Source organism: Desulfitobacterium metallireducens DSM 15288, from assembly GCF_000231405.2.
In the GTDB taxonomy this organism is placed as follows: Bacteria; Bacillota; Desulfitobacteriia; order Desulfitobacteriales; family Desulfitobacteriaceae; genus Desulfitobacterium_A; species Desulfitobacterium_A metallireducens.
The window spans coordinates 2,029,225-2,048,032 of the sequence record NZ_CP007032.1 but is presented as its reverse complement, the minus strand read 5'-3'; the positions used below and the strand labels follow the sequence as shown (position 1 = coordinate 2,048,032).

The following is an 18,808-nucleotide window of genomic DNA, read 5'->3' as shown; positions in this document are numbered from 1 at the left end:
TTCACATCTTTTTGGCACTAAAACGTAAAAGTTGGAAAAAGATTTCTTTTGTCTTTATATTAAGTTTCGCGATTGCGGTCTTGGCAGGTTTGGGTTCAGAGCTTCTCATGAGAAAATCTTCGATTTGGGTCGCGTGGATCTTACTTTTTATGATTATAGGGATCAGTATTATCTTTGATATTATTGGGATAGCGGCGACTGCTGCTATAGAAAAACCGCATCATGCTAAAGCAGCTAATCGCGTACAGGGGGCAAAACAAACCGTTTATCTGCTGCGTAATGCGGATTTCGTGGCCAATTTTTGTAACGATATTATTGGTGATGTCGCGGGGACGCTAAGCGGTGCGATGGCAGCTTCAATTTTGGTTGATCTAATTCGTTCTTATCCCTCTTTGGGAAATCAGGAAATTCTTTGGAATACGTTCTTACTGGCCCTTGTTGCTTCCTTGACGATTACAGGAAAAGCGTTAGGAAAATCATTAGCGATCAATGAGGCGGATGAGATTATGAGTAAAGTAGGAGCTTTGATCGCGAAAATTGAGGAGATTACAGGTCATTCCTTTACAGATACGAAAAAAAAGGGGGGGAAGAGAAATGGGGATTCTCGAAAAGATTAAACAGCCACGAGATTTACGAACGCTGAATGCGCAGGAACTCAAAGTTCTCGCCCAGGAAATCCGGGAAGAAATGATTGATGTCGTTTCGACAAATGGTGGGCATTTAGCCCCAAATTTAGGGGTTGTCGAGCTGACTATTGCTCTTCACCGCGTTTTTAATACGCCTACTGACAAGATTGTCTGGGATGTTGGTCATCAGACGTATGTCCATAAACTTCTGACCGGCCGTCAGGAGGAATTCAAGAGTCTGCGTCTTCATCATGGACTTTCTGGTTTTCCAAAACGCGCGGAAAGTCCTCATGATTGTTTTGAAACGGGTCATTCCAGCACTTCTATTTCTGCGGCAGTGGGATTCGCGAGAGCTCGTGATCTTCTCGGAGAGAAATCTTTCTGTGTGGCCGTGATTGGCGATGGTGCCATGACTGGAGGAATGGCTTTCGAGGCCTTAAATCATGCAGGCCATAGTAACACGAATTTAATTGTCGTACTGAATGATAATGAAATGGCGATCTCTGCCAATGTAGGAGCGATGTCTTCTTATCTTACTCGCTTAAGGACCGATCCTCGCTATGCCCAGAGTAAAGAAGAAATTGAAAATATTTTAAAACGGATTCCCAGAATCGGGAATAAAATGGCGAAAGCCGCTGAAAAGGCCAAAGATAGCTTAAAATATCTTTTGGTCCAAGGTCTCTTATTTGAAGAACTAGGATTTACCTATTTGGGTCCAATTGATGGGCATGACGAACTTCTCATTGAGCAAACATTAGAACTGGCAAAACAAAAGAAAGGGCCAGTACTCGTCCATGTCATTACGAAGAAAGGTAAAGGATACCTACCCGCCGAGAAAAATCCGGATATTTTTCACGGTGTAGGGCCTTTTGATAAGGAAACTGGAGAGCTTAAGAAAAAAGCTACCACCCCTACGTTTACTCAAGTCTTTGGAGAGACGTTGTGTCGTATAGGGGAAGAGAATCCTAAAGTCGTGGCGATTACAGCAGCGATGGCGGGGGGGACTGGGCTCAGCCTTTTTGGTAAGCGTTTTCCAGACCGATTTTTCGATGTGGGGATTGCAGAACAACACGCGGTCACTTTTGCTTCAGCTTTGGCCTTTGGTGGGATGAAGCCGGTCGTTTCAATCTACTCCACCTTTTATCAACGGGCCTATGATCAGGTCCTTCATGATGTTTGTCTTCCAAATGCTAATGTCGTGTTAGCCATTGACCGGGCTGGTGTGGTAGGCGATGATGGGCCGACGCATCATGGCGTTTTTGATATCTCCTTCCTTCGAATCATTCCTAATTTAACCTTTATGGCGCCGAAGGATGAAAACGAATTGCAACATATGCTTTATACGGCGCTATGCCAAGATGGACCAGTCGCTTTGCGTTATCCCCGTTCGGTAGGTCAAGGGATTCCTCTTGATGAGGAATTAAAAGAATTACCGATCGGTAAAGCTGAGGTATTAAGAAAAGGGAAAGATGTGACACTCATCGGAATTGGCCCGATGGTGTATACGTGTATGGCTGCAGCAAACGAGCTTCAGGTTCGGGGAGTGGAAGCCACTGTCCTTAATCTGCGGTTCCTTAATCCCTTAGATAAGGATACCCTTCTTTATTACGCGCGCCTGACGAAACGGATCGTGACGATTGAAGACCATATGCTTGCCGGCGGGATGGGAAGTGCGATTCTTGAGATTTTAGCAGATGCGGGTATGACGGATGTGGCAGTTGAACGTCTCGGTTATGAAAATTATGTAGAGCAAGGTTCGATTTCTGTACTTCAACAGGAAAACGGGTTATCTGTAGAAGGAATTCTTGGAGCGGTAGAACGACTTAAGGTTCTGCAACGGCTAGAAGGGAGAAATCGTGGCTAAAGGGAAGGAACGCTTAGATGTTTTATTGGTCCAGCAGGGACTTTTCCAAAGTCGTGAAAAAGCTAAGGCGGCAATCATGGAAGGCATTGTTTTTGCTGGTGGACAACGTGCAGATAAACCAGGCATGGATTTTTCGGAGACAACTGTTTTTGAAATCAGAGGGAATACCTTACCCTACGTATCCCGGGGAGGCTTAAAACTAGAAAAAGCGTTAAAGGTTTTTCCCATCGAATTATCTCAGTGCGTGCTCGCCGATTTAGGAGCCTCAACGGGCGGTTTTACGGATTGCGCGTTGCAAAATGGAGCCCAACGGGTTTATGCCATCGATGTCGGCTATGGCCAGCTGGATTGGAAGTTGAGAACAGATCCACGCGTCGTATCCATGGAACGGGTAAATGCTCGCTATCTTACGGCTGAAGACCTGCCGGAAAAGATGGATTGGGTCGTTTCTGATTTAGCGTTTATCTCGGTTACGAAAGTTTTTCCGGCGATGCGGGCTATCCTCAAAGATGAAGGGCAAGTGCTCTCTTTAATCAAACCTCAATTTGAAGCGGGCCGTGAACATGTGGGCAAAAAAGGGGTCGTGAGGGATCCTGAAGTCCATGCCCAAGTCTTATGGATGGTTCTTGGACAGGCTGAAAACCTGGGGTTCACGGTTCGGGGGGTAGACTTTTCTCCGATTCGTGGACCGGAAGGGAATATTGAGTATCTTGCTTGGTTATCAGTACAGTCCGATCAGGGTATAGATTGGCAGTCGAAGGTTTCAGAACTCGTCAAAGAAGCGCAATCAGGAACGGAGTGAATCGAGTGGAACGAGTCGGTTTATGGACCAATCAGAGCAAACCGGAATCCCTTGCGTTAGCTTTGCAATTGACGCATTGGTTTCGGTCACAGGGCTGGGAAGTATTAATCGAGTGGAATGAAATCATAACCCAGGGTGTCGAATTTCTAATCTCACTGGGAGGGGATGGAACGCTCCTTGAAGCGGCGCGTGAAGCAGCTCCGTATAAAATTCCAGTCTTAGGGGTAAACCTTGGTCGTTTAGGTTTTTTGTGTGAGATCGAGCGCGCTGAGGTCTATGTTGCTTTGAAACAGGTTTTACATAAGAAATATAGCATTCAGGAACGCCTCATGCTGGAGGCTGTAATTAAACGAACGGATAAAACCGAATTAAGATATACCGTTTTGAATGATGTCGTCTTCCTTCGGCAAAGTCTAGAGGGGATAGTCACGCTTCAGGCAAACTTATCGGGAGAGCCTTCGGTGAGTTACCCTGCGGATGGGTTAATCATATCGACGCCTACAGGTTCAACTGCATATTCCTTATCGGCAGGTGGACCGATCGTGAGCCCTGATGTTCAGGCCATTTTGTTGACTCCATTGGCAGCGCACTCTCTTTCCGCGCGACCAATGGTTGTTTCAGATAAGGAAACGATTGAAATCCTATTAGCACGAGGAAAGGAATGCCAGATGACCTTTGATGGTCGGGAAAATCTAAGTTTAAGATCAGGAGAGATGGTTCAGATCAGAACCGCTCCCCTAAAGGCACTCCTTATTCGCTTAGGAAGTCGAAGTTTCCCAAGGGTTGTTCGTGAAAAGCTGAGGGATCGTTGGCATGAGTGATCGACTTCAAGATATACAAGGTTTTTTGCGAGAGATTATTGTTCCCCGAATTGAGCTCGGGGATACTGCTTTAGATTTGACGGCCGGTTTGGGAAGAGATACGCTGTTTTTGGCTCAAGCGGTTGGTCCAAATGGCAGAGTCTATGCTTTTGATATTCAAGCCATTGCCCTCGCGGAGACGCAACGTTTATTAGAAGAAGAAGGGGTTGCTGAATGGGTTACCCTGCATCAGGCAGATCATGCACGTGTTCAGGAATTTGTCTCTGAACCGGTAAAACTGGCCATGTTTAATTTGGGTTATTTACCGGGGTCCGATCATTCCGTGACCACCCAAGCGAAGTCTACGCTTCAAGCGCTCCAAGATGTCTTGAAACTTTTAGTTGAGAATGGCATACTTGCTTTAACCGTTTATCGGGGCCATCCGGGTGGAGAGGAAGAGGCAAGAGCAGTGCATGAATTCTTGACAGACCTGCCTCCTAAGAGCTATAGCGTGCTTGAAGGACAGTATATTAATCAGGGCGATAAATCGCCCTATTGGATTCTGGTTCAAAAGAAGAGGGGAGAGATCTGATGAAGGCTCGGAGGCAAATGAAAATTCAAGAGATTATTACCAAAGAGGCCATTCATACTCAGGAAGAATTAGCCGATCACTTAAGGTTAACAGGCTTTGAAGTAACCCAAGCGACTGTTTCAAGAGATATTAAGGAAATGGGACTGATTAAAATTCCTACCCCCGATGAGGATTACCGTTATGCAAGTCCGGGAGCAGCCCAGCCTATTAATTCCTCAGAGCGCTTAAAACGGAGAATGCGGGAAACCGTGGTGACCATAAATGATAGTGAAAATTTAATTGTTATTCGAACGATTTCAGGAAATGCTCAAGCTCTGGCTGATTTAATTGATAAGGCCAATTGGGAAGAGATTATCGGCACAGTGGCCGGAGATGATACGATCTTGCTCGTGATTAAACCTCTAAGTGCGGTCGATGGGGTTCGCCAACGAATTACAGACATTATGGGATAAGGCGTTTGAGAAAAGAGGGGACTTAAATGCTAACGGAGATGCATGTTGAGAATTTTGCACTGATGGAAAATGTCCGTTTAAATTTACATCCGGGGTTAACGGTTTTTACCGGAGAAACTGGAACCGGTAAATCGATGCTGATTGATGCTCTGGGTGTTTTGCTCGGAGGAAGAGCCAGTACAGATTTTATTCGGCATGGTCTGGAAAAGGCACGGATCGAAGGCGTTTTTGAAGACTTACCTTCAAATGTAATCGCTAAGCTTGATGAAGTTGGCTACCCAGTGGAAGACGGACAGCTTTTCCTTTATCGTGAAATCAATGCAAATGGTAAAAATGCTTGCCGGGTCCAAGGCCGGACCGTCCCGCTCAGCCTTTATCGGAGTCTTTGCCAAGGCTTAGTGGATATCCATGGCCAGATGGAGCACCAATCTTTATTTCAACCGGAAACGCATCGAGGGTTACTTGATGATTTTGGCGGTGGGGAACATCTTCAGCTTCTCAAGTACGTCAATGAGCAAGCACATGATTATCGTGCGTTATTAACTCAAGAAAAAGAACTCCTATTATCAGAACGCGATCGTGAGAAGCGTGAAGAAATGTTGCGGTATCAGATTAAGGAAATAATGGCGGTGAATCCTCAGGACAGTGAAGAAGAGGAGCTACTAGCAGAGAAAAAGCGTTTGGCTAATCGCGAGAAAATTCTCAACTTAACTACGGAACTCTATGCGAATCTTTACCAAAGTGAACAAGAACGATCAATTTATGATCTTTTAGGGGGAAGCCGTAAACTCGTTCAGGATCTGGTCCGCTTCGATGATCAGTTTCAGGACATGTTGGAGCCGTTTGAGGCTGTTTATTATGCTATTGAGGATTTAGTTGAACGCGTGCGTTCTTATCAGGAATCGTTAGAATTTGAACCCGGTCGACTGGATCAAATTGAGGAGCGTTTAATTCAGCTCCAACGCTTGCGCAAGTATGGCCATACCGTTGAAGAAGTTTTGGCCTCCAAAGAAGAAATGATTGAAGAACTTCAACGAATTACGCATTTGCAAGAAGAGTTAGAAAAGCTTCAAGAGAAAAAGGCAATCGTATTCGCTCAATATACAACAGGAGCTAAGAAATTAACCGAACAACGGACTCAAGTGGCGAAAGAAATGGAAATGGGTCTTCACGAAGAACTTTCTAGCCTTGGTTTGGAGAAGAGTCATTTTGAGGTGCATTTTACGCCGGTCAAGGAGCCGCGTTCAGGTGGGGCAGAAGAAGTTGAATTTTATTTTACAGCCAATCCGGGAGAACCTCCTAAACCTTTAGCAAAGGTGGCTTCCGGTGGAGAAATGTCACGTTTAATGCTGGCTCTAAAAAGTCTACTTGCGAAGATCGAAAGTGTGGGTACCTTTGTTTTTGATGAAGTCGATAGCGGGGTAGGAGGACGAACGATCCAAAAGGTGGGAGAAAAGCTGGCTAAAGTTGGACAGAATAAACAGGTCTTCTGTATTACGCATTCGGCACCAGTAGCCGCCTTTGCTGAAGAACATTTCGGTATCGTTAAGGAAATTAACGGTGAGAGAACTCGAACTTTGGTCAATCGTTTAAATGAATCTGAACGAATTGAAGAATTGGCCCGGATGCTGGGCGGTACAGATGAAATATCCTACCAACATGCGGAACAATTATGGCGTGCACAACAAAGTTAAAAAGTAGAAATAAAGGAAATATTCAAAGAAGAAGGTCAAAATTAAGACCTTCTTTTTTTATTGCAGTAAAAAACAAAGCTTTATATTTTTTATTGGAAATCATGGAACGTATTTTACAGGATTAAAAACAAGCAAGATGGACAATTTAACATTAGGTTTCGCTTAAATATTGTTTTTCGCTTAAAAATGAGGAAAAGGAAGAAATTTGGGGAGACAGAGTCAAAAGACTGGAGGGTGATACGAGAGTGAATACGAGGAGAACGGTAATCTTCGGAAGTCTTCTTCTCTGTACCTTCCTAGGAATTCAACCTTTGTTTCAGCAACTTGGAGCCATTCCGGAGTTTAAAGAACAAAGTGAGATTTCCATTTCGCAAGTTTCTGGAATTTTGTCTCACGTGATTCAAGTTGAACCCGTTATCGGAGAAACAAATGCAGTAATGGCCTCGAATATGGAAGAATCCGAAGTCATTCAAGTATCCTACAAACTCTTCGGAATTTTCCCTCTTAAAACAAGTCAAATCGAGGTTGTGCCTGACATCAAACTACTGCCCGGTGGGCAATCGATTGGAGTCAGTCTCCAAGCTAAAGGAGTTATGGTTGTTGGACAAGCTGCAGTAACGGGGACAGATGGTAAACAAAATTATCCGGCGAAAGAGGCTGGAATCGAGGTCGGCGATGTCATCTTAAAGATCGATGATCAAGAGGTCAAGACAGATCAAGACGTGGCTAATGCAATTCATCAAGCTGGACAAAAGCAAGGATTCTCAAATCTTGTGTGTCTTCGCAATGGACAGATTATTCAAAAACGAATCATAACCGTATATTGTTCGGAAACAAATCGTTATCGAGTTGGGCTTTATGTCCGGAATGAAGCTGCTGGCGTAGGAACCTTAACGTTTTATGAACCGCAAACCCGGAAATACGGAGCGTTAGGGCATGTAATCAATGATGCAGATACAAACCAAAAAATTGAAGTGGCCAACGGCAGTGTCATTGCTTCGTCCATCTATGCAATTGAGAAAGGTCGACGAGGTCACCCTGGAGAAAAAGTAGGTTCATTTGTAAACCAGACTTTGTTTACGGGAAATATCGAAAAAAATTCAATCTCGGGAATCTTTGGTACCATGCAGGGAAAAATTTTAAATCCTTACTTTAAAGAAGCTATTCCCGTTGCTTGGGAAGCAGAAATTAAAGAAGGACCAGCCAAGATTTACACCGTGCTTGATGGCGAAAAGATTGAAGAATACGAGGTTCAAATAGAGCGGATTATGCATAACCGTACCGATAGTAAGAACATGGTTATCCGTGTTACGGATCAACGATTATTAGATAAAACCGGCGGGATTATTCAAGGAATGAGTGGAAGTCCGATCGTTCAGGATGGAAAGATTATCGGAGCCGTAACTCATGTTTTTGTCAATGATGCAACTCGCGGGTATGGAGTGTTTATTCAAAACATGATTAAAGAGGCAGGATTAGTAAGTAATAAAGAAGCTGCTTAAATTAAAAAGCTTTTTGCGAGGGAAAAGGTGGAGTTTTTAACTCTGCCTTTTTTCTATAAAGATATTTTGCTACATTAATTCTAAGATATGCTATAATGTGAATTGTCTAAGAATTAAAATAAAATACCTGAGCAGGAAGTTCTAAATAAATGTCGAAATACTAAATATTTCCGGGTGAGGAAAAGTAAGAGAACTCCGAAACAAGGGGGAGCAGAATAATGCAAAGACCCATTCGCGTTTTAGTTGCAGATGACAATCGTGAACTCGTGGAAGTATTAAAGGAGTATATCAATCGGCAAGAGGATATGCAGGTGATTGGGGTTGCCTATCATGGGAATGAGGCTTTAGAACTGATTTATCGTGAACAACCGGATGTTGTCGTCTTGGACATCATCATGCCTCATCTCGATGGTTTAGGGGTATTGGAGAAGCTCCAAAATGATATTCAAAAACCTCGTGTTATTATCTTGACGGCCTTTGGACAGGAAAGTATGACACAAAGAGCGGTCCGACTAGGTGCAGATTACTTTGTACTTAAACCTTTTGATTTAGATACGTTGGGCAAAAGAATACGACAGCTCCAGGGTCGGGATACTGGAACAACCTTGATACAAACCAATTCCGGAAGCCAGGTGACTGTTCCTCATTCAGTTAGTTCTGTATCCGATAATGAATCGATGTCCCGTAATTTAGAAGTTGAAGTGACGCGTATGATTCATCAAATGGGCGTACCTGCTCATGTTAAAGGGTATCAATACTTACGAGATGCTATTGTGAGTGTAGTTCAGGATGTTTCTCTCTTGGGAGCGGTAACTAAAGAACTTTACCCGATGATCGCCGAAAAATATGCTACGACTGCGAGTCGAGTTGAACGAGCTATCCGGTATGCGATTGAACTTGCTTGGGACCGTGGGAATATTGATTTTATGAATCGCTTTTTTGGCTATACGATTAACGTTGACCGCGGAAAACCAACGAATTCTGAATTTATTGCCATGGTTGCCGACAAATTGCGAATGGCAAATTTCCGGTAAAATTGACTAATGTATTACATTCAAGATTTTTATAATACACCGAAAATTTATTTTCTCGCTTTTAAGTTGTATAATAAAGCGAGAAAATAATATGTAAGAGGTGTAAAAAATGTCTCTAGAACTTGAAAATAAAGAAAAAATGATTAAAACCTGTCAAGCGATTTTGGACTCTTGTGAAAAACCATTTGTTTGGGAAGAAGCAGATACTTCTGAAATTAAAGACTATAGAAAACCGTTTAATCTTTTGTTTCCACAGCAACAGATTGAAAGCGAGTTATATACTCTTTTAGAGAAATTTTCGAACTCCAAATATTTGTACGATCAAATTACTGCAACGTGTACGCTTGATGCTGAATGGTTTGAGACAGGGACATATGGCTTAGATAGAAATGAGAATATGTACTTCAAAAGATATATTCTCAAACCGGAATATGTTGCTCAACTCAAATCCTATTTTATTAATCGGATTAACGAATTACAGGGTTGATTCTTTGTCTGTAGAAATCGAGAAACGCCTTCCTTCAAACTTTTATAGGTCTGATAGGAAGGTTTTTAATTGGGGGAGAAATTAGAAAGATGACGATAAAGAAGAAATCCTTAAGCGCTTTTCTTACCGTTATGATCATTTTATCTTTTGGGATGCCAACGTTTGCAAATTCATCATCAATAGCGACTCGATTAGCAGGAGATGATCGATATGCTACAGCAGCAGCAATTGCGAAAGAAGGTTGGACTCAATCGGAATATGCTATCCTAGTTTGTGGAGAGAATTATCCCGATGCTTTAGTGGCTGCGCCTATGGCAAAAAAGGTGAATGCTCCTATTCTACTTTCCTATAAAGATTCTTTGCCATCCGTTACAAAACAAGAATTAATCGATTTAAATGTTAAAAAGGTAATACTTATTGGTGGAACAGGCGTTTTATCCGTTGATATTCTTTCAGAATTGCAGAAGCTGGGTATTGCTTCTAGTCGATTGGCTGGGAATGATCGATATGAAACAGCCTTAGTTGTTGCCTCCCAATTTAGTGATACCTCGCAAATCGCTGTAACTACAGGAGAAGATTTTGCCGATTCTTTATCAATCGCTTCAGTTGCGGCAAGTAAAAGTATGCCAATCATACTCGTTGCGAAAGATAGTATTGCTGATGATGCTCTTGCACTTATTAAACAACATAAGCTTTCCAAAACGTATATTATTGGCAATACAGATCAAATTAGTGAAAATGTAGCACAGCAATTTCCAAATGTGGAACGAATAATAGGGGCTACAAAATATGAACGGAATATTGCGGTTTTTAATAAATTTAGTTCAGATTTAAACAGTAATTATGTTTATGTGGCAACAGGGAACGACTTTGCCGATGCTTTAACTGGAACGGCATTAGCTGCCAAGAACAATGCGCCTATTGTTTTAGTGGATACAGCTATAAGTGATGTTACTCGCATATATCTTGATAATGAGTTAACTAAGAACCACAAACAATTAACGATTCTTGGAGGTACTGGCGTGGTTTCTGATTCTTTATTTCAGAAAGTTAAACCGATTTTTGGAAGTTCTTTTATTCAGTCCTGGTATTGTGAGGATTGGAGTACAGAACGTTGGTTGCGTGAACTTTCGATGCTGAAAGATATAGGGATCAATGAGGTTATTATTCAGAACACGGTTGATACAACCCCTGCTCATAAGTTTGCAAGTTATAATTCATCGATAGCAGGGTATACATCTAGCGAAGTAGATGTATTAGAAAATGCACTAACTGAAGCTGATATTTTAGGGATGAAAGTCAGAGTAGGTACTGCGGATAACGATGACTGGTGGCGTAAAGGGGCTACCGACAAAACTTGGTTAGCGAATGAAGCAAATACGAACAAACTTATCGTTGATGAAATATCAACAAAGTATGCTTCACACCCCTCCTTTGGCGGTTGGTATTTATCATATGAGATTTCAAATATCACAGCAATAACATCAACAGAACAAGCGAATTTAAACGCTTTTTTTAAGCCCATAGTCAGTGAAATGAAATTAAAAACACCGAAGGAAACAGTCATGATTTCCCCATTTTATAATTCAAATTTATCAGTTCAAGGTTCTCTAGCAAACTGGGCAACCGCGATTGAAAATATATTTAAGGGTACCGGTGTAGATATATTGGCGTTACAAGACAGTGTAGGTGTGGGTTATAATTCAGTGGATCAATTATCGAGCCTTTACGACTATACTAAAAAAGGTACAGATGCGGCAGGCTTAAAACTCTATGCCAACACTGAAACGTTTACTTCAATAGCGAATGACAATGTAACAGCACCTATAGATCGTATCACTTCACAAATGACCGCAGAAAATGCATATGTCACAGGTTATACTGCTTTCAGTATCGATCACTTTCAAGCAAAATACAGTGATGACCCCGCAAAAATAGCGGGTTATAATGAATACATGTCCTATTATTTAGCCTATAAATAATTGGGGTGATGGAAAGCCAATCTAATTTATACTGGGTTGACTTACTCTAAATTAAGGCATAGACTTGAAGTTAATTTGAACCAAAAATAATTGCATTTTCACGGGTGCAATTATTTTTTATTCTGTTGAAGTGGAGTGAAGTTTTATGGATATCAAAACGAAAATTAAAAGACTTAGACGACTAATGAACGACAATACAATGGATGCTTACATCATTCCCAGTTCGGATCCGCATCTGAGCGAATATGTTGCAGCTCATTTTAAATGTAGAGAATGGGTATCTGGTTTTACTGGTTCAGCGGGTACAGTAGTCATTACGTTAGATGACGCTGGCCTTTGGACAGATGGCCGTTACTATATTCAAGCTGAAAAACAACTCAGAAATTCAGGAATTCAATTGTTTAGAGCGGCCGACCTCGGCGTTCCTTCCTACATAGAGTGGCTAAAAACAGTTCTTCCAGAAAAAGGTTGTATAGGTCTTGATGGCAACGTTTTCTCGGCGAACAGTGTTAACAAAATGGAAAGTGAATTTAGATCCCAAAAAATAAGTTTAAAAATGGATCTGGATTTAATTGGAATGCTTTGGGAAGATCGACCCGCCTTGCCCTCAAGCTCTGTATTTGTCCATGATGTTCAATTCGCAGGAAAATCTAGAGTTGAAAAATTAAATGAAGTAAGAGCGGAAATGAAAACGAAAGGTTCAAATTATTATTTACTCACCTCCTTAGATGATATTGCATGGCTTCTCAATATTAGGGGAGCAGATGTTCCTAATAATCCAGTGACAATCGCTAATGTCCTATTAACCCTTAATACGTGTTACTTGTTAATTGATCCTGCTAAAGTCCCTAGTACGGTTAAGTCAGAGTTAGAGGCTGAAGGAATTCAAATCAAAAATTATCAGGAAACAGCCCAACTTTTGCGAGAACTTAAAGATACAGATTCGATTATGCTAGATCCCGATATTACGAATGCTTCTCTTTATAAGGCGATCAATATTAAGGCATCAAAGATTGAGTGTCCTAACCCTACGACGCTATTAAAGGCTGTAAAAAATAAAACAGAACTTGAAAATTTAAGAAGTTGCGAAATTGCGGATGGCGTAGCAATGGTCAAATTTTTGAAATGGTTAAAAAGTACGGTCGGACAACAAAGCGTCACAGAGCTTTCAGTGGGAGATAAGTTGGAAGAGTTTCGCAGACAGAATGAACTTTGTGTTGACCTTAGCTTTGATACGATTGCTGGATATAAAGACCATGCGGCCATGATGCATTTTAAGGCAACATCTGAAAACACCTATACCTTAAAAAGTGAAGGACTATTGCTCGTCGATTCAGGCGGTCAATACTATAATGGAACAACGGATATTACCCGAACGATTGTCCTTGGGAAGCTTACGGAAGAAGAAAAGAGAGATTTCACGTTAGTGCTAAAAAGTCATATTACGTTAGCTACGGCTAAATTCCTTTATGGTACAACAGGCCCAATTTTAGATGGTTTGGCAAGGCAACCGATTTGGCAATATGGATTAGACTATAAATGCGGAACCGGGCATGGGGTAGGATTTTTCTTGAATGTTCACGAAGGGCCTCATCGGCTGAGTACTAACCCGAATAGCGTAAGACTCGAAGAAGGCATGCTTATTACGAACGAACCAGGTATTTATACAGAAGGAAAACATGGGATTCGAACGGAAAATATGATGATTGTCGTCAAAGATGAAGAGACAGAATATGGTCAATTCATGAAATTTGAAACGATCACTTTTTGTCCGATTGATCTCGCCGGAGTTGATCAAACTTTGCTGTCTGAAACCGAAATGGAATGGCTAAACACCTACAATAAAATGGTATATATGAAACTTTCTCCTTATCTAAACGCAGAAGAGAAAGACTGGTTAGCTCAAGAAATCAGTCATTAGCCTAATTTTAGCGTTAGGGCTGTTTTGCATATAGAGTAGTGAAAGGCGGGATTGTGATGACTAAGGAACACGTCCACGTCATTGATGCCGAATTATTGTCGGCGATTATCAATTCCACACAAGATGCGATTTCGGTCGTAGATGAGCAAGGACTGGGACTTTTAATTAACCCTGCTTATACCCGTTTAACAGGGTTAACAGCCGACGATGTATTAGGTAAACCAGCCACGGTCGATATTGCTGTCGGGGAAAGCATGCATATGCAGGTCTTAGAGACAGGGAAGGCAGTCAAAGGCGTTTCAATGAGAGTCGGCCCAAAACGGCGCGAAGTCCTAGTCAATGTCGCACCTATAATAGTTGAAGGAAAACTGATGGGCTCAGTTGCGGTCATCCATGATGTCTCCGAAATCCGCATGCTCTCGGAAGAACTCGAGGGAGCAAAGAGCCTCATCCGTCATCTTGAGGCCAAATATTCGTTTAAAGATATCATCGGCGAATGTCAGGAGATCAGGGAAGTAATCGAACAGGCACAGAATGCAGCTCAAACCCCAGCCACAGTTTTGCTGAGAGGCGAGAGTGGGACAGGAAAAGAACTTTTCGCCCATGCGATTCACCGTGCTAGCGTACGGCATAACGGACAGTTCATCCGTGTTAATTGTACTGCACTTGTAGAAAATCTCCTTGAAAGTGAACTCTTCGGATATGTTGAAGGGGCATTTACAGGAGCCCGACGCGGCGGAAAAATGGGGTTATTTGAAGAAGCAAACGGGGGGACGCTTTTCCTCGATGAAATCGGAAGCATGAGTTTAAACCTTCAAATGAAATTATTGCGCGTTTTACAAGAAAAAGAACTCATACGGGTTGGTGATAACCACCCGATTCCCATCGATGTTCGGGTTATCGCTGCAACCCATGTTAATTTAGAAGAAGAAATACGATGCGGAAGATTTCGAGAAGATCTTTATTATCGATTGAACGTTATTCCCATCGTTATTCCGCCCTTGCGTCAACGTCTCTCGGATATCCCTTTGTTGGGGGAACACCTTCTTCGTCGCTTTAATCAGGATTATGGACGAAATGTAGAGAAAATCAGTGATGAGGCGATACGAATATTAGAACATTATACTTGGCCAGGTAATGTTCGAGAACTAGAGAATGTTCTCGGACGTGCCATCATTAGCATGAAAATGGGGGAGAACCGGATTGAAGCGCACCATTTACCCATCCTCCAGACAATTGATCCTTTACAAAGGAATGAAAGTATAGGGGACGTCCTTTCTGGTCATTTCGACGAAAATGGGTTTACTTTACTTCACCGCAAATGGGAACGGGAGCTGTTAATCGAAGTTTTACAGAAGACGGGAGGAAATAAAACAAAGGCTGCCCAATTACTAAAGATATCATTACGTAATCTTTACTATAAGTTAGAACGTCACGGACTGGGGGACTAAAGGGGACTAGGAAGCTGTTTGCAAATTATTGCAAGCAGCTTTTTGCATTACTTTGCAAAAAAATGCAGGGATTTCACTAGGGTCGAGTATGTTTCAATAACTGAACTGATTAAAAATCTATACTATAAAAGCTAAAGACCGTATTTAGGCTATCCTTGCCTTCAATAGGGGGAAAATTTATATTATTCTGAAAGATAATTAGTGCTTATCCTGGCATTCAATTTGCATCACTTAATTTGCAAAGGGAAGTGAGGGGGCGACGGAAATGCGAAAAGTTGAGTTTGAAGAAGAACGGTGTAAAGGGTGTGAGCTCTGTGTCTCAGCTTGCCCGAAGAATTTGATAGCGTTAGCTGATCACCTCAATGGCATGGGTTTTCGTCCAGCAATCGTTACAGATCAGGAATCCTGCATCTCTTGTGCGCGCTGTGCCTATATGTGTCCGGACGTGGTGATCACCGTCCGAAAGGAGGAGAAGAAGGGATGACAAAGGTTTTAATGAAAGGGAATGAAGCCTTGGCTGAAGCTGCAGTACGAGCAGGTTGTCGTTATTTCTTTGGGTATCCGATCACTCCCCAGAACGAGATTCCTCAGTACTTAGCTTGGCGCCTCCCCGAAGTGGGCGGAGTATTTATTCAAGCTGAATCAGAAATAGCCGCTATTAACATGGTATATGGAGCAGCCGGAGCTGGCGCTCGGGTAATGACTTCTTCTTCATCCTTAGGAATTAGTTTAAAGCAGGAAGGGATCAGTTATATCGCCTGTGCAGAGCTTCCCTGTGTCATAGTAAACATGCAGCGAGGCGGACCAGGGCTTGGAGGAATTCAACCCGGACAAGCTGATTATTTTCAAGCCGTCAAAGGGGGAGGGCATGGGGATTATCACCTACTCGTTCTCGCCCCTGCGACGATTCAAGAGATCGTGGATCTAATGGGCAAAGCGTTTGATTTAGCTGACGAATACCGAAATCCGGTTATGATCCTTGGCGATGGAATTTTAGGACAAATGATGGAAGCTGTAGAATTCCCCGATCAGGAAGGATCAACTGTCTTGACGCCAAAACCCTGGGCGACGACGGGCGCTAAAGGCAGAGACCCTAATCTCATTAATTCCTTGTATCTTGATCCGGAGAAATTGGAACAGCATAACTACCATTTACAGGATAAATATCAGAGAATGAGTGAGAAAGAGACGTTAGCAGAGTCCTATCAAACAGAGGATGCAGAAATAGTTCTTGTGGGTTACGGTTCTTCGGCACGAATTGCGAAGGCCGCAGTAGATCAAGCTCGAAAAAGGGGAATCAAGGCAGGGTTGTTTCGTCCAATTACCCTTTACCCCTTTCCCCATCAAGAAATTCAAGCAGCCTGTCAACAAGCAAAACAGGTGTTAACGGTTGAAATGAGTTTAGGACAGCTTGTCGAAGATGTCCGCTACCACCTGGAATTTAAAGTACCCGTTTATCATTACGGTCGGGTAGGCGGTATGATTCCTACGCCGAGTGAAGTATATCGAGCCCTTGAAGATCTAGTAAAGGAAGGGGGTGCATCATGATTACAGTGTTTAAACGTCCTGAGGCGTTAACCCTTTCTAGAACCCATTATTGTCCAGGGTGCACACATGGCATTATTCATCGTTTAGTGGCTGAAGTGATCGACGAATTAGGCGTACGTGAAGAGACGATTGGGATTGCCTCGGTAGGATGTTCAGTACTCGCCTACAACTATTTCAATGTGGATATGCAACAAGCTGCACACGGTCGTGCCCCAGCAGTTGCTACTGGCGTTAAACGGGTGCATCCAGATAAAGTCGTATTTACCTATCAAGGGGATGGGGATTTAGCAGCGATTGGAACGGCTGAAATTATTCATGCGGCGGCGCGAGGAGAAAAATTTACAACGATCTTTGTGAATAATGCAATATATGGAATGACCGGTGGACAGATGGCGCCTACGACGCTGCCGAGACAAGAAGCGACGACATCTCCTAAAGGGCGGGATCCGCTTGTGCAAGGATATCCGATTCGCATGTCCGAAATCTTAGCAACCCTTGATGGACCCGCTTTCATTGCCCGTGTTTCCGTGCATAACCCGAAAGAAGTGGCCAAGGCAAAAAAGGCAATACGGCAAGCCTTTGAGGTGCAAATCGCTGGCAAAGGATTTGCTTTGGTTGAAGTGCTTTCGAGTTGTCCAACCAACTGGGGATTTACACCAGTTGAAGCGCTCAAATGGTTGGAAAAAAATATGATTCCTTATTACCCTCTGGGAGTTAAAAAATCACTAATCAATGCGGCAGACTCACAGAATCATGCAGAGGAGGGGTGAGGAGATGTTACAAGAGATCATTTTAGCGGGTTTTGGCGGGCAGGGCGTTATGTCTATGGGACAACTCTTAGCTTATGCTGGAATGTTTGAAGGGGAGCATGTAAGTTGGATCCCTTCTTATGGTCCGGAAATGCGCGGTGGGACAGCAAATTGTTCTGTGACTCTTTCAGATCTTCCGATCAGCTCCCCTGTGATCAGCGAACCTAACACATTAATCGTGCTTAATCGCCCATCGTTGGAGAAGTTTGAAAAGGGTCTAAAAACGGGCGGACTGCTTTTAATGAACTCTTCCTTGATCGATATCTCTCCTCAGCGTGACGATATTCAAGTGGTTAAGATTCCTTCAGATGATTTAGCCAATAATAAATTTGGAAATTCTCGGGTTGCAAATATGATCCTTCTGGGGGCATTTCTTGAACTGACTCATGCGGTTAGCTTGGAAAGTGTAGAAAAGGCGCTGAAAAAAGTTCTTCCAGAATATCGGTATAACCTTATCTCAATGAATCGGGATGCTTTAGAATTGGGTGTTAGTATCGTAAAATAGGTTTAGACGAAAGGTTGAGGGGGCTGTCGCAAAACAGTCCCTTTTTCGGTGCTCAAAATAATTATGGACAATTGCAAAAGACCCGAAACTACATGACCCTTATTTTTTATTGTATGAGCCATCAAATCTTGAATAAAGGATAACTCGTTGTATTGGCAAGTGATATTGAGGATGAGGTATGGTAAAATAATCTCAGACGAAAGCATGGAGGTGAAGAGTTTGGCCATAAGTATAATTTTGGCTATTCTGCTCGTGATTCTCGTCCTTATTCTTGGAACAACTGTAGCCTTAATTACAAGAGGAAAAACAAAAGTGGGGGCATCGGAGAACTCAGACCAGGAACATCCAGAGAGGAGCAAAAATATGATACGTGTGGTTTATACCTATGTTATTTTATTTGCGACTTTAATGATGACGATTGGTGGAAGTGTTGCAGCTTTTATGGCGATTGCGGATCTCGTTTCTCCTCCAGGATATTATCAAACGTTTGAGGAATATAAAGTCATGGGAGTAGAGGGAAAACAGCCTTCCTCTTCAACTGTAGGTTTAAATGAAGATATTTTAAGGGAAAACTATAACCAGATGATTGCTGATGATAAGAAAAGGGCCCAAGATCGGGCGATGAACAGTCTAATTAAAAGCTTTGGCTGGATCGTGATTCCGTTACCCATTTTTCTTTATTACCAAAGAAGACTAAAGCAAGAGTAATTGTGTGAGAATTGTTTGGGGGTCTGACCCC

Annotated in this window: 18 protein-coding genes; all 18 read left to right on the top strand. The window is 42.5% G+C overall.

All coding sequences use genetic code 11. From position 1 onward, the window contains the following. Window positions 1-11: 11 nt before the first annotated feature. The 18 genes from DESME_RS09825 to DESME_RS09735 all read left to right on the top strand — a co-directional run bounded on the left by DESME_RS09825 (window position 12) and on the right by DESME_RS09735 (window position 18,777). The gene (locus DESME_RS09825; protein WP_006716097.1) at window positions 12-617 is read left to right on the top strand and encodes a hypothetical protein; all 606 of its coding nucleotides are present in this window, start codon (window positions 12-14) and stop codon (window positions 615-617) included. After that, a complete protein-coding gene (dxs, locus tag DESME_RS09820) occupies window positions 595-2,490 on the top strand; it encodes a 1-deoxy-D-xylulose-5-phosphate synthase (RefSeq protein ID WP_006716098.1) in 1,896 nt (631 codons plus the stop codon). The genes DESME_RS09825 and dxs overlap by 23 nt, the downstream gene beginning before the upstream one ends. Beyond that, the gene (locus tag DESME_RS09815; protein ID WP_006716099.1) at window positions 2,483-3,292 is read left to right on the top strand and encodes a TlyA family RNA methyltransferase; all 810 of its coding nucleotides are present in this window, start codon (window positions 2,483-2,485) and stop codon (window positions 3,290-3,292) included. The genes dxs and DESME_RS09815 overlap by 8 nt, the downstream gene beginning before the upstream one ends. A gap of 5 nt (window positions 3,293-3,297) precedes the next feature. Continuing rightward, window positions 3,298-4,113, top strand: coding sequence for an NAD(+)/NADH kinase (locus DESME_RS09810; RefSeq protein WP_006716100.1), 816 nt, complete (start codon window positions 3,298-3,300; stop codon window positions 4,111-4,113). Continuing rightward, entirely contained in the window at window positions 4,106-4,684 is a 579-nt protein-coding gene (gene mnmM / locus DESME_RS09805; RefSeq protein ID WP_006716101.1) for a tRNA 5-(aminomethyl)-2-thiouridylate-methyltransferase MnmM, read from the top strand. Before DESME_RS09810 ends, mnmM begins: the two co-directional genes overlap by 8 nt. Continuing rightward, window positions 4,684-5,136 carry an arginine repressor gene (gene argR, locus DESME_RS09800; RefSeq protein WP_006716102.1) on the top strand — a complete coding sequence of 151 codons (453 nt, stop codon included), beginning with the start codon at window positions 4,684-4,686 and terminating at the stop codon, window positions 5,134-5,136. The genes mnmM and argR overlap by 1 nt, the downstream gene beginning before the upstream one ends. Before the next feature lie 26 nt (window positions 5,137-5,162). Beyond that, complete coding sequence (recN, locus tag DESME_RS09795; RefSeq protein ID WP_006716103.1) at window positions 5,163-6,830, top strand: DNA repair protein RecN; 1,668 nt, start codon at window positions 5,163-5,165, stop codon at window positions 6,828-6,830. Window positions 6,831-7,075: 245 nt separating this feature from the next. Then, window positions 7,076-8,332, top strand: coding sequence for a SpoIVB peptidase (gene spoIVB / locus DESME_RS09790; RefSeq protein WP_006716104.1), 1,257 nt, complete (start codon window positions 7,076-7,078; stop codon window positions 8,330-8,332). A 218-nt stretch (window positions 8,333-8,550) separates the two neighbouring features. After that, window positions 8,551-9,366 carry a sporulation transcription factor Spo0A gene (gene spo0A / locus DESME_RS09785; protein WP_006716105.1) on the top strand — a complete coding sequence of 272 codons (816 nt, stop codon included), beginning with the start codon at window positions 8,551-8,553 and terminating at the stop codon, window positions 9,364-9,366. 109 nt (window positions 9,367-9,475) lie between these two features. Next, window positions 9,476-9,853: a hypothetical protein gene (locus DESME_RS09780; protein ID WP_006716106.1), complete on the top strand. Its 378-nt coding sequence runs from the start codon at window positions 9,476-9,478 to the stop codon at window positions 9,851-9,853. Window positions 9,854-9,942: 89 nt separating this feature from the next. After that, a complete protein-coding gene (locus tag DESME_RS15410) occupies window positions 9,943-11,835 on the top strand; it encodes a DUF4434 domain-containing protein (RefSeq protein ID WP_006716107.1) in 1,893 nt (630 codons plus the stop codon). Window positions 11,836-11,980: 145 nt separating this feature from the next. Continuing rightward, window positions 11,981-13,756: an aminopeptidase P family protein gene (locus DESME_RS09765; RefSeq protein WP_006716108.1), complete on the top strand. Its 1,776-nt coding sequence runs from the start codon at window positions 11,981-11,983 to the stop codon at window positions 13,754-13,756. A gap of 56 nt (window positions 13,757-13,812) precedes the next feature. Then, entirely contained in the window at window positions 13,813-15,207 is a 1,395-nt protein-coding gene (locus DESME_RS09760) for a sigma-54 interaction domain-containing protein (RefSeq protein ID WP_006716109.1), read from the top strand. Between the two features lie 265 nt (window positions 15,208-15,472). Next, on the top strand, window positions 15,473-15,691 hold the full coding sequence (locus DESME_RS09755; RefSeq protein ID WP_006716110.1) for a 4Fe-4S binding protein: 219 nt from the start codon (window positions 15,473-15,475) through the stop codon (window positions 15,689-15,691). Then, on the top strand, window positions 15,688-16,755 hold the full coding sequence (locus tag DESME_RS09750) for a 3-methyl-2-oxobutanoate dehydrogenase subunit VorB (RefSeq protein WP_006716111.1): 1,068 nt from the start codon (window positions 15,688-15,690) through the stop codon (window positions 16,753-16,755). Before DESME_RS09755 ends, DESME_RS09750 begins: the two co-directional genes overlap by 4 nt. Beyond that, window positions 16,752-17,525 (top strand): thiamine pyrophosphate-dependent enzyme, encoded by a 774-nt coding sequence (locus DESME_RS09745; RefSeq protein WP_006716112.1) that lies wholly within the window; start codon window positions 16,752-16,754, stop codon window positions 17,523-17,525. The genes DESME_RS09750 and DESME_RS09745 overlap by 4 nt, the downstream gene beginning before the upstream one ends. Window positions 17,526-17,529: 4 nt before the next feature. Further along, window positions 17,530-18,069, top strand: a complete 540-nt coding sequence (locus DESME_RS09740) for a 2-oxoacid:ferredoxin oxidoreductase subunit gamma family protein (RefSeq protein ID WP_006716113.1) — start codon at window positions 17,530-17,532, stop codon at window positions 18,067-18,069. 219 nt (window positions 18,070-18,288) lie between these two features. Then, the gene (locus DESME_RS09735; RefSeq protein WP_006716114.1) at window positions 18,289-18,777 is read left to right on the top strand and encodes a hypothetical protein; all 489 of its coding nucleotides are present in this window, start codon (window positions 18,289-18,291) and stop codon (window positions 18,775-18,777) included. Window positions 18,778-18,808: the final 31 nt, after the last annotated feature.